The organism is Sporomusa sp., assembly GCF_035561255.1.
Classification (GTDB): Bacteria; Bacillota; Negativicutes; order Sporomusales; family Sporomusaceae; genus Sporomusa.
Genome location: NZ_DATMXX010000211.1, coordinates 1 through 10256 on the forward strand (window position 1 = coordinate 1; position 10256 = coordinate 10256).

General features: G+C 41.6%; 11 protein-coding genes. All 11 read right to left on the bottom strand.

All coding sequences use genetic code 11. From position 1 onward, the window contains the following. Positions 1 to 40 precede the first annotated feature (40 nt). Genes VN379_RS11580 through fliM form a run of 11 tightly spaced genes read right to left on the bottom strand, consistent with a single transcriptional unit; the run spans position 41 to position 10186 of the window. On the bottom strand, positions 41 to 919 hold the full coding sequence (locus VN379_RS11580; RefSeq protein WP_325533948.1) for a MinD/ParA family protein: 879 nt from the start codon (positions 917 to 919) through the stop codon (positions 41 to 43). Between the two features lie 3 nt (positions 920 to 922). Beyond that, positions 923 to 2011, bottom strand: a complete 1089-nt coding sequence (flhF, locus tag VN379_RS11585; RefSeq protein WP_325533950.1) for a flagellar biosynthesis protein FlhF — start codon at positions 2009 to 2011, stop codon at positions 923 to 925. Position 2012: 1 nt separating this feature from the next. Further along, a complete protein-coding gene (flhA, locus tag VN379_RS11590) occupies positions 2013 to 4079 on the bottom strand; it encodes a flagellar biosynthesis protein FlhA (protein WP_325533952.1) in 2067 nt (688 codons plus the stop codon). Positions 4080 to 4097: 18 nt separating this feature from the next. Beyond that, complete coding sequence (gene flhB, locus VN379_RS11595) at positions 4098 to 5204, bottom strand: flagellar biosynthesis protein FlhB (RefSeq protein ID WP_325533954.1); 1107 nt, start codon at positions 5202 to 5204, stop codon at positions 4098 to 4100. Beyond that, complete coding sequence (fliR, locus tag VN379_RS11600; protein WP_325533956.1) at positions 5191 to 5976, bottom strand: flagellar biosynthetic protein FliR; 786 nt, start codon at positions 5974 to 5976, stop codon at positions 5191 to 5193. The genes flhB and fliR overlap by 14 nt, the downstream gene beginning before the upstream one ends. A gap of 47 nt (positions 5977 to 6023) precedes the next feature. Continuing rightward, positions 6024 to 6293: a flagellar biosynthesis protein FliQ gene (gene fliQ, locus VN379_RS11605; protein WP_325533958.1), complete on the bottom strand. Its 270-nt coding sequence runs from the start codon at positions 6291 to 6293 to the stop codon at positions 6024 to 6026. A 10-nt stretch (positions 6294 to 6303) separates the two neighbouring features. Beyond that, positions 6304 to 7038, bottom strand: a complete 735-nt coding sequence (fliP, locus tag VN379_RS11610; protein WP_325533966.1) for a flagellar type III secretion system pore protein FliP — start codon at positions 7036 to 7038, stop codon at positions 6304 to 6306. A 53-nt stretch (positions 7039 to 7091) separates the two neighbouring features. Continuing rightward, the gene (fliO, locus tag VN379_RS11615) at positions 7092 to 7664 is read right to left on the bottom strand and encodes a flagellar biosynthetic protein FliO (RefSeq protein ID WP_325533960.1); all 573 of its coding nucleotides are present in this window, start codon (positions 7662 to 7664) and stop codon (positions 7092 to 7094) included. A gap of 12 nt (positions 7665 to 7676) precedes the next feature. Further along, positions 7677 to 8039, bottom strand: a complete 363-nt coding sequence (locus VN379_RS11620; protein ID WP_325533962.1) for a response regulator — start codon at positions 8037 to 8039, stop codon at positions 7677 to 7679. A gap of 40 nt (positions 8040 to 8079) precedes the next feature. Then, on the bottom strand, positions 8080 to 9189 hold the full coding sequence (fliY, locus tag VN379_RS11625) for a flagellar motor switch phosphatase FliY (RefSeq protein WP_325533968.1): 1110 nt from the start codon (positions 9187 to 9189) through the stop codon (positions 8080 to 8082). After that, complete coding sequence (gene fliM, locus VN379_RS11630) at positions 9182 to 10186, bottom strand: flagellar motor switch protein FliM (RefSeq protein WP_325533964.1); 1005 nt, start codon at positions 10184 to 10186, stop codon at positions 9182 to 9184. The genes fliY and fliM overlap by 8 nt, the downstream gene beginning before the upstream one ends. Positions 10187 to 10256: the final 70 nt, after the last annotated feature.

Below are 10256 nucleotides of genomic sequence, written 5' to 3' on the forward strand. Positions count from 1 at the left end.
ATTTAATACTAATTAGAACCCCCTCCTCACTTTTGAGGAACTACCCTATAAATTCTAAAAATTTGCGAAAAAATCCTCTCATACCCCGTGGCCGTTGCGTGGTTTCGCCGTAGAGTAAGCGCTGGGCAATATTCTCAATACACCGGGACGATATGGCCTCCGGAAACGACACTAACAGTGGGACCTGCTTTTTAACGGCTTTAACCAGATTGCGGTCTTCATATACATAGCCAAGATTGTTGACTGATACATCAAGAAACCTCTGGGAAACACTAATTAATTTGTCAACAACCATCTGACCCTCATCAAGATCTACGATGCGATTAACGACTAACCTAAGCGGCGCAACCCCGTTTTGGACCCCGTAGGCTTTCATCATTGCGTAGGCATCGGTAATCGCCGTAGGCTCCGGGGTCGTAATAATAATAACCTCGTCGGCAGCCATAACAAAGTTCAAGACATTTCGGCTGAGGCCGGCACCGGTATCAACGAGGACAATATCCGCCCAGTTGTCAAATAAAGATATCTGAGACACAATATGCTGTAGATGGGCATCACTCAGATTAGCCAGCTGATACATTCCCGAGCCGCCGGCCATAAACTTAATGCCGCGCGGCCCTACTGTAACAACGTCAGTGATATTGAGTCCGTCTTCCAATAGATTAAGAACGCTATACCGGGATGAACAACCCAGAACAACCTCAACATTAGACATCCCAAAATCGGCATCAATCACCAATATCTTTTGTCCAAGCCCCGCTAAAGCCAGTGCCAGGTTTACAGTAAAGTTGGTTTTCCCAACACCGCCTTTACCACTGGTAACGGTAATTACCCGACTTTTAGAACCTTGCTTAATCGGACTTTTGAGGATCGAGGAGTTTAGTGCCATTTGTCGTAGTTTCGCAGCTTGATCACTCATTTTTTATTCCCTCAAAATCATATTTGCCAATTTAGTGGAACTAGCCAACTCAATATCATCAGGAACACTTTGTCCGGTAGTCACATAAGATACCGTTGCGGGAAAGTGATATAGCAGATTAAAAATTGTTCCCACACTGCTTGCTTCGTCCACCTTAGTAAATAAGAGCTTCTGTGGTGAACAAACTGAAAATTTATTAACTATTTCTAAGGCATCCCGGTACTTAGTAGCAGTACTTAGCACAAGGTGGGTCTCAATAGACGGATCTACAGCTAACAAAGCCTGCAGCTCGGCCAGTTGATAGTAATTACTTGGACTGCGGCCGGCAGTATCAATTAAGACCAGGTTTTTGTCATTGTGCCGGCACATAGCTTCCTTAAGCTCATCAGGTGAATACACCGTCTCGATCGGAATCCCGATAATATCGCCGTACGTCTTTAGTTGTTCAACGGCGGCAATACGATATGTATCAGCTGTTATTAACGCGACTTTATGCCCTTCTTTTAAGGCAAAATTAGCAGCCAGTTTAGCAATTGTAGTCGTTTTGCCAACACCGGTCGGACCAATCAAAGCGACGGTTTTACAGCCTGTCGGTGATATATCAATACCACTTGTTTTTTGTAAATAATCAACAATTCGTTCAAACAGCAGTTTACGGACAGTCCCCTGGTCACTACCAGCAATTGATTGCTCTTCCGGTAACCCTTTTACTAGTTTAGCGGCAATAAGCGGTTCGATATCATTTTTTATTAATAAATCCTGGAGTGGCGAGGATTGTTTGCCGTGTTCCGGTAGCTGGTATAACATCTGCTCCATTATCTTCCTCATATTAGACATTTCAAGTTGAAGCGCAGTTAATTGAGTATCATCAGCAGCTGGCGGCAAGACTATCTGCATTTTCTTTTCAGCAACAGGAGCTGCAGTTGAGTCTACCGCAGCCATAACTTCCACCATCTCTTTGCCGAAAAAACCCATAACTCCACCTTTTTTAAAGCGGCGGGTATGCAAAATAACGGCATCTCTACCTAGGTCCTGCTTTACTTGAGTCATCGCTTCCGCCATATTTTGTGCTGTAAATAATTTAACCTTCAAGCTACACCCTCACCATCCCTAGCGCCTGCACCTCGATTTTCGGATTTAATTCAGCATATGACAAAATAGTGAGATTTGGCGCCACACGTTCTGTTAATTTACGAAAGTATAATCTAGCTCCCGGGCTTGTAAGTACTACCGGTTGATAACCCATATTGGTAAGCTTCGGAAGCTCGTTTGTAAGCGCGGTGATAAGTGCTTGTGATGTTTGCGGTTCTAGCGCTACATATGAGCCTTGCTCAGTACGCTGCACAGAGTTAATAATCGTATTCTCCAGCTGCGGATCAACAGTCAGGCAAGTCAAAATATTATTGTTTACAAACTGCTTAGATATCTGACGAGCCAGGGCGTGCCGGACATATTCGGTTAAAACCTCGGTGTCTTTCGATAGCTGAGCATAATCGGCTAATGTTTCAAAGATTGTTACCAAGTCTCTGATAGAAATTTTCTCGCGCAGCAAATTAGAAAGTACCTTTTGTATTTCGCCAAGCGATAGAAGATTTGGTGTCAATTCATCAACAACTGCCGCATTGTTCTGCTTCACAGACTCAATTAAGGTCTGTACTTCCTGTCGTCCCAGGATTTCAGCAGCATACGATTTAATAATTTCAGTAAGATGGGTAGCCAACACTGACACCGGATCAACAACAGTATAGCCGGCAAGTTCGGCTTGCTCACGGTATGATTCCTGAATCCAAAGAGCAGGTAACCCAAAAGCAGGTTCTACAGTTTCAATTCCTGGTACCGGTTCAAAGGCTGCCCCTGAATCCATAGCCAGAAAATGATCAAGCATTAACTCACCCCTGGCAATTTCAATCCCTTTTAATTTTATCACATAAATATTTGGTTTGAGCTGAATATTATCTCGTATCCTGATGGTTGGAACAATAAGCCCAAGTTCCAAAGCGCACTGACGGCGAATCATAACCACCCGGTCCAGCAAATCACCGCCCTGACTAACATCTACCAGTGGAATCAGGCTATAGCCAATCTCCAGCTCCATAGGGTCAACTTGCAGCAAGGAAATAATATTTTCCGGCTTTCTTACCTCTTCTTTCTCTTTTTCTTCCTGCTGAGACATTTCCATTTGAACCTCAGACTGTTGAGTCCTGATAAGGGCATATCCAACACCGCCGGTAATAAGACTCATCACAAGAAACGGGGTTCCTGGCAATCCCGGAATTATACCTAGCAGACCCAAAACACCAGAAGCAATAAAGAACACACGTGGATTATTGATAATTTGACGGGTAAGATCTTTACCCAAATTAGCCTCAGAGGCTGCTCGGGTTACGACAATGCCGGTAGCAGTAGAAATTAACAATGCCGGGATCTGATTAACCAATCCCTCACCAACTGTTAATAAAGTGTAGGTCTGCAGCGCGTGTAAAACATCCATGTCACGTTGTAACATACCAATAATAAACCCACCGACAATATTAATGACAATAATAATAATTGCGGCAATCGCATCACCTTTAACAAATTTACTTGCCCCGTCCATAGCGCCATAAAAATCTGCCTCCCGCTGAATATTCTTACGGCGGTCACGAGCGTCCTTATCACTAATAAGGCCGGCATTAAGGTCGGCGTCGATACTCATTTGTTTACCGGGCATAGCATCCAGGGTAAAACGAGCTGCAACCTCGGCAACACGCTCAGCACCTTTGGTAATTACAATAAACTGAATAATAATCAAGATTATAAAAACGATAAAACCAACTACAGCATTACCACCAACTACGAAATTACCAAAAGCGGCGATGACCTCGCCAGCATGACCATCAAGTAAAATAAGGCGTGTTGAAGACACATTAAGTGCCAGACGAAACAGAGTTGTTATTAAAAGGAGTGATGGGAATACTGAAAACTCCAGTGGCTCTATATTGTAAATAGCTACCATAACAATAATTAAAGCCAGGGTAATATTCAGTGTCAAAAGCAGATCAAGGAGTAGGGTTGGTAGCGGAATAATCATCATGACTACAATAGTAATAATAGCCACTGATACCATAATATCACTATATTTTTCCAGACCTGCAAACAGCGTAGATTGTTGAGCAGCCATTATTTATCGCTCCTTATATTAGGACAGGCGTTTTTTTAATCGATACACATAAGCTAAAACTTCTGCAACTGCCTGATATAACTCAGGTGGTATAACATTGCCAATTTCAACAACTGGGTAGAGCGCCCGGGCCAATGGTTTGTTTTCTACCACCGCCACTTTGTTTTCCTTCGCTATCTGCTTGATGCGCTCAGCCAAGAAATCCTGGCCTTTTGCTACAACTACCGGTGCAGACATATTCTTATCATACTTTAGGGCAATCGCCAAATGCGTGGGATTAGTCACTACAACATCTGCTTTAGGTATTTCCTGCATCATTCGCCGCATAGCAATAGCCCGTTGTTTTTCTTTAATTTTGCCTTTAATTTGTGGATTACCCTCAGTTTGTTTGAATTCTTCTTTTATTTCCTGCTTCGACATTTTAAGGCTTTGATTATGTTCCCACCACTGATAAAAATAATCGAAAGCGGCCAAAACCATCATGACACTTATAATCTGAAAAGCTAAGTCAATAGTTAATGAACCAGCAAGTTTAAGTGAGTCAATCAACTCCATGCTAATCAATTTCGGAATATCCGATGTCTGGATAACGGCGAACCGGTAAATAAAGTACCCAATAATAGAAACCTTAAAAATAGCTTTTCCAAGCTCCACAAGCGATCGTTTGGAAAATAGCCGCTGAAAACCAGATAAAGGGTTAATTTTATTGAAATCAGGCATTAAAACATTAGTTGAAAAAATAAAGCCAACCTGCATGTAGTTAACAGCTATTGAAACTACTAAAATGACCAAGAGAATTGGTAAAGATGTATTTAAAAAAACAAGAGCTAGCTTTAAAAACAATATATGAACAGAATTAATAGTAAAATCTGTTGTTGTCAAACCAGAAAAAATCCCTGTCATGCAATCAGCTAATTCAGTGTACACTCCAGATCCCAATAGTTTAAGTGTATAGAAAGCAGCCATCATGACAAATACTGCACTCATATCAGTACTTTTAGCCACCTGGCCTTTTTGTTTAGCCTCTTCTTTACGTTTGGGGGTAGCGTCCTCTGTTTTTTCGCCAGCAAACAACTGTAAATCGAAAGTATCTAATTTATACCTGCAATCTTTAAACAGGTGCAAAGGTAGCCAGGAGGCGGTAAATATCGCGAAAAGTGCCATTAAAAACGACCTCCAAAAAACCAATATAAAACGGTAAAGCTAAAGATAGTACAAAAATGCCGACAATGATTTTGCCCGGCACGCCAACAACGAAAATATTCATTTGAGGCATGGTACGGGCTAAAATCCCAAGCGCCACATCGGTAAGCAGCAGTGATACTAATACCGGTAAACTGATTTTAAGGGCAATTATAAAAATTCCTGCAACCATATCAACCACAATATTAGCCATATCAGGGCGAAAAACCCCCAGACTTACTGGAATCAGCTTAAAGCTTTGAAATACCGCGGCAAGAAAGAGATGATGTCCATTGCTTGCCAGAAATACTAATAATGCTAAAATATACTTAAAATTGCCGACAAGTGGCACCTGCTGTCCAAACTGGGGATCAAGAACGTTAACCATGCCAAAACCAATCTGCGTATCCAGGAGTGAACCAGCCATTTGTATTCCATAGAAAATAAAAGAGCAGGCAAAGCCCAGAATTAACCCAATTAAAAATTCGCCAATTACCAGTGCTATATAGGGTAAAAAAGCATCTGGCGAATTAAAGTCCGGCCTAATCAAAAGCGGCAGTAAAATATAAGATATAATCAACGATAACCCTGCTTTGACTGTTGTCGGAACATTGCGGGCACCAAATATAGGGGCTGAAGAAAAAATCCCGCTAATCCGGGCAAAAATCAGTAAGAACAATCCTAACTGATTTTGTAGTAAAGTAAATAAGTCCAATATTTTCGACCACCTATCTAAGGTATAGGATTCCGGCCTCCTTTTAGCTAACGTATTATATTAGGTAAACTTAAAAATATATCTCTCGTATAATCAACAATCAGGCTAAGCATCCACGGTCCAAAAACCAAAATGGCAACAAAGACGGCAATAATCTTAGGAATAAACGCCAGTGACTGCTCCTGGATTTGAGTCGTCGCTTGAAATATGCTTACAAGAATACCAACCAACAGACCCAGACCCAGCATGGGGGCTGAAACCAGCATGACCATGGCTAATGCGTCACGCCCAATCTGGATGGCCATATCACCCGACATAAGCGCCCCCCTAGTTAAAACTAGTAACCAATGACCGGATAATTAAATGCCAGCCATCGACTAATATAAATAATAGAATCTTAAACGGCAACGATATCATAACCGGCGGTACCATCATCATGCCCATTGCCATAAGAGTACTAGCCACTACCATATCGATCACAATAAAAGGAATATATATTAAAAAACCAATTTGAAACGCAGTTTTAAGTTCACTAATAACAAAAGCTGGGATTACTACAGATGTTGGAACATCTTCAGGTGAATTTGGCCGTGGCATTTCTGATAGATTAACAAACAAAGCCAAGTCGTTCTCACGGGTTTGTTTAAACATAAACTCCCGCATCGGCTTTACAGCCTCGGTAATAGCAGTTTCCTGATTAATTGTTCCATCAAGCATGGGCTGTAATGCACTCTTATTTACCTGATCAAAATATGGTGACATAGTAAAAAAAGTTAAAAACAAAGCAAGTCCAACTAAGATTTGATTTGGCGGCATTTGCTGTGTCCCCAGTGCGCTGCGCAAAAACGACAAAACCACAATGATTCTAGTAAAAGAAGTCATCATAACCAGAATCGAAGGTGCGAGTGAAAGTACAGTTAATGTCAAGAAAATCTGCAGACTAAGCGCTATCTCCTGCGGAGTATTGGCCTGCTCTACCCCAATATTAATATTAGGAATAGGAATCAGCGGTGCTGCCCCGGCAGTTGCCGGCCAAAACGCTAAAAAAGCTACAGGCAGCAACCAAAAATAATTCTTCCATGTTTTAAAATAACCAACATATTTTGACACTCTTCTTACCTCTTCCTACTATCGTTTTCATGCTCCTTCTCGTTTATTTCATGAGTGTCTAAGCCAAAAACAACGGGAAATTTCTTATTCATTTGCTTAAGTGCAAGCAGCTGGCGATGAAAAATATTATCAAACTGCTCAGGCGGTAAAACAATATTTACTGGATTCTTAAGATGTTCAATATCTTCCGGGTCAGTAATTTCCTTGAGCAGTGAAATAGTTTGTTCAGTAACACCCAATACCATAAACTTACCTGCTATCTCCACCACATAAACAGCACGGTTAGGTCCTAAAGAAAGTGTGGTATGGATTTTCCCGTTATTAAGCCCTGCAGGACCGTTTATTTTTTTCGCTAAAAAGCGAGATGTCAAATAGGCGAGGCCAAGAACTAAGAGAAAGGTTAGAAGTAACGAGACAACATAACCACTGGCCGAAAGCCAAGAAGACGCTGGCGGCTGTGGTTCCTGATATTTAAGATATTCACCCGTTTCCCCAGCGGCCAGCCCGTGATTTGCAAGCAATAATATGATGCTAAAAAATATAAGGATCATTCTACAGTAATGGAGATGTTTTACCATTGAGTATCCTGACTAACCAACGGCCTTGCGTACAGCCTCAAGGACGCGATCAGGCTGGAACGGCTTGACAATGAAGTCACGCGCTCCAGATTGAATTGCTTCAATAACCATAGCTTGTTGTCCCATCGCGCTACACATAATAACTTTTGCAGCAGGATCCACTTTCTTAATTTCCTTTACAGCTGTGATCCCATCCATTTCCGGCATCGTAATATCCATGGTTGTCAAATCAGGCTTAAGCTCCTGATATTTTTCTAACGCTTTAAGACCATTTTCAGCTTCGCCAACTACATCGTACCCATTTTTTGATAAGATATCTTTAATCATCATTCTCATAAATGCAGCGTCATCCACAACTAAAACTCTAATCGCCATTTTTAACTTACCTCTCCTATCTCAAATAAAATTCGGGGCATTATTGAAGATTAGTAGCCCTTTCTAATGGACTAATTATATCGGTAATCCTCACACCAAAGTTTTCATCAATGACTACAACTTCACCTTTGGCAATAAGTTTACCATTCACTAGAATATCCACAGGCTCGCCAGCAAGTTTATCAAGCTCAACAACTGAACCTGGTGTCAATTCCAGAATGTCGCGAATCAGTTTACGGGTTCGCCCTAATTCAACCGTAATCTGGAGCGGTACATCCATAATAAGATTAATATTAGCATCAGTGCCAGACATACCTGCCGCTTTTAAAGGCGCAAACTGAACCGGTTGTACTGCAACATTCTGATCAGGCTGCTGTTTAGGCTGTGGCACTGTTTGAGCATAGGCAGGCGATACTTGTGGTGAAACTGCAGGTTTGGGAGGTGCTGCCGGTGAAGGTGTCGGGGGCGCTGCTGATTGAACAGCACTCATTAGGTTCTCCACCATTTCCTTAGCAACATTAAGCGGCATTATCTGCATAAGCTCACTGTCAATAAGGTCTTCTACTTCCATCCGGAAAGACACGCGTACCAATGCGTCATCACCGGCAATAATATTAGTAACATTAGGGTCTAGTGCGAAATCCAGCAAATTAACCTTCGGTGGAGCTATATCTACTTTCTTTTTAAAAATGGTAGATATTGAGGTTGCTGTAGAACCCATCATTTGATTCATCGATTCACTAACAGCACTCATATACAGTTCATTCAACTCTGACGGCGGGTTTGAGCCATCTCCACCCATCATTAAATCGGCAATAATCAGTGCATCCTGCTCGCGCATAGCAAGTATATTTGTTCCTAATAATCCATGCGTATAGCCTACTTCAATAACTAAGTATGGAAGTGGATACTGACGTTTTATCTCATTAAGATTCGATATTGATACCTTGGGGGTAGTAATTGATACCCGTCTGCCTAAAAGCACTGACAAAGTAGTCGCGGCTGTGCCCATCGATATATTGCCAATTTCACCTAAAGCGTCTTTTTCGATATCTGACAAATCAGACCCAGCCGGAGATGGCGAGGCTGCAACTGGTTCGCCTCGTAGCAAAGCGTCTATTTCTTCCTGGGACAGAAATCCGTCACTCATCATTATCATCTCCTTGGGAAATTACTTGAGTAATTTGTACTGCATTTTTATGACCGACTAAGCCGGGTTTACACTTAAATTTTTCCCGGTTGCCAATAATTACACTTAATTCATTTTCAGCTTTAGTTTCCAACTGAAGCACATCACCCACACCTAGATCTAATAATTCATGAACGGTGACAGTAGCCCGCCCAAGTTCAACAATTGCAGGAATCATGGTTTTCTCCAGCTTTCGTTGCAAAACACTGATTGATTCCGGCGACGCCTGTTTTGCCGCAGATGCAGACACCCAAAAGCTTGTAGTCAATTTAGACATAATTGGTTCAAGTACCAGATAAGGAATGCAAATGTTCATTAACCCCTCTGCCTGACCAATTTTTGCTTGAAGTGTAATAAGTACTACCATATCATTAGGTGGAACAATCTGAGTAAACTGCGGATTAGTCTCAAGTGCCTCCATACGAGGTTCAATTGTTACTACCTGTTTCCAGGCTTCCTGCATACTCTCCATGCACTTATTGATTACGCGCCTGATAATAGCTTCCTCGATATCAGTCAATGACCGCGGCTTAGCCGGTGGCAGGCCTGGTCCGCCAAATAACCTGTCAATAATAGCTAGTACAATATTAGGATTCATCTCTAATATTGCATTACCTTTAAGCGGTCGCATCTGAAAGATACTGATAACGCTAGGGTTTGGCATTGACCGAATAAATTCTTCATATGTTAACTGATCAACTGAAGCAACATCAATATGAATAAGAGTACGAAGATGTGCTGAAAGATAGGTATTAATCAGCCGGGCAAAGTTTTCGTGCAACATATAAATAGTACGTATTTGATCCTTAGAAAACTTATCCGGGCGCTTAAAATCGTAGGTTTTAATTTTGCGCTGCTTTTGTTCGGTTTTTATTTCCTCAGCGGTTACAACACCGGTAGACAAAGCTGATAGTAGTTCATCAATCTCGGTTTGCGATAAAACATCTGGCCCTGCCAATATCTTCCCTCCTTTCGCATCAAAAAAAAGGAATCAATCTATCAAAAGCAATATAATTACCTGATAGATG

Coding starts and splice junctions, on each gene's coding strand:
- VN379_RS11580 (WP_325533948.1), bottom strand. CDS start 919: ATGAGTGATCAAGCTGCGAAACTACGACAAATGGCACTAAACTCCTCG.
- flhA (WP_325533952.1), bottom strand. CDS start 4,079: ATGGCTGCTCAACAATCTACGCTGTTTGCAGGTCTGGAAAAATATAGT.
- fliQ (WP_325533958.1), bottom strand. CDS start 6,293: ATGTCGGGTGATATGGCCATCCAGATTGGGCGTGACGCATTAGCCATG.
- fliO (WP_325533960.1), bottom strand. CDS start 7,664: ATGGTAAAACATCTCCATTACTGTAGAATGATCCTTATATTTTTTAGC.
- VN379_RS11620 (WP_325533962.1), bottom strand. CDS start 8,039: ATGGCGATTAGAGTTTTAGTTGTGGATGACGCTGCATTTATGAGAATG.
- fliY (WP_325533968.1), bottom strand. CDS start 9,189: ATGAGTGACGGATTTCTGTCCCAGGAAGAAATAGACGCTTTGCTACGA.